Annotated in this window: 2 rRNA genes; both read left to right on the top strand. The window is 55.7% G+C overall.

What is annotated here, in order from left to right:
• Positions 1-1,034: ribosomal RNA gene (locus K313_RS0119415) — 23S ribosomal RNA — on the top strand; the annotation flags it as partial.
• A gap of 74 nt (positions 1,035-1,108) precedes the next feature.
• Positions 1,109-1,225: ribosomal RNA gene (gene rrf, locus K313_RS0119410) — 5S ribosomal RNA — on the top strand.
• Positions 1,226-1,274: the final 49 nt, after the last annotated feature.

Here is a 1,274-nt window from a genome sequence, read left to right as displayed (position 1 = left end):
CTTACGGCGAAGCTGAGAACTTAAGCGCCAGTAAACGGCGGTGGTAACTATAACCATCCTAAGGTAGCGAAATTCCTTGTCGGGTAAGTTCCGACCTGCACGAATGGCGTAACGACTTCCCCACTGTCTCAACCGCGAACTCGGCGAAATTGCATTACGAGTAAAGATGCTCGTTACGCGCAGCAGGACGGAAAGACCCCGGGACCTTTACTATAGCTTGGTATTGGTGTTCGGTACGGCTTGTGTAGGATAGGTGGGAGACTGTGAAGCATGCACGCCAGTGTGTGTGGAGTCATTGTTGAAATACCACTCTGGTCGTTCTGGATATCTAACCTCGGTCCGTGATCCGGATCAGGGACAGTGCCTGGTGGGTAGTTTAACTGGGGCGGTTGCCTCCTAAAGGGTAACGGAGGCGCCCAAAGGTTCCCTCAGCCTGGTTGGCAATCAGGTTTCGAGTGTAAGTGCACAAGGGAGCTTGACTGTGAGACAGACATGTCGAGCAGGGACGAAAGTCGGGACTAGTGACCCGGCGGTGGCTTGTGGAAGCGCCGTCGCTCAACGGATAAAAGGTACCCCGGGGATAACAGGCTGATCTTGCCCAAGAGTTCATATCGACGGCATGGTTTGGCACCTCGATGTCGGCTCGTCGCATCCTGGGGCTGGAGTAGGTCCCAAGGGTTGGGCTGTTCGCCCATTAAAGCGGTACGCGAGCTGGGTTTAGAACGTCGTGAGACAGTTCGGTCCCTATCCGCTGTGCGCGTAGGAAACTTGAGAAGGGCTGTCCCTAGTACGAGAGGACCGGGATGGACGAACCTCTGGTGTGTCAGTTGTTCTGCCAAGGGCACCGCTGATTAGCTACGTTCGGAAGTGATAACCGCTGAAAGCATCTAAGCGGGAAGCACGCTTCAAGATGAGGTTTCCATGCCCCTTGTGGGTGAGAGGCTCCCAGCTAGACTACTGGGTTGATAGGCCGGATGTGGAAGCACAGCAATGTGTGGAGCTGACCGGTACTAATAAGCCGATGACTTGACCCGAAGATTGCTCGCGTCCACTGTGTAGTTCCCGACACACAAACCACCAGGTGCGTGGTTTGACAAGTCGATAGAGTTACGGCGGTCATAGCGTGAGGGAAACGCCCGGTCCCATTCCGAACCCGGAAGCTAAGCCTTACAGCGCCGATGGTACTGCACTGGTGACGGTGTGGGAGAGTAGGACGCCGCCGGACAAACATTGTGGGGAAGCCCCGGACCACCAGGTCCGGGGCTTTTCTGCGT

Origin of the sequence: Arsenicicoccus bolidensis DSM 15745 (assembly GCF_000426385.1) — a bacterium.
Lineage (GTDB): Bacteria > Actinomycetota > Actinomycetes > Actinomycetales > Dermatophilaceae > Arsenicicoccus > Arsenicicoccus bolidensis.
This window is presented reverse-complemented; position numbering and strand designations above follow the sequence as displayed.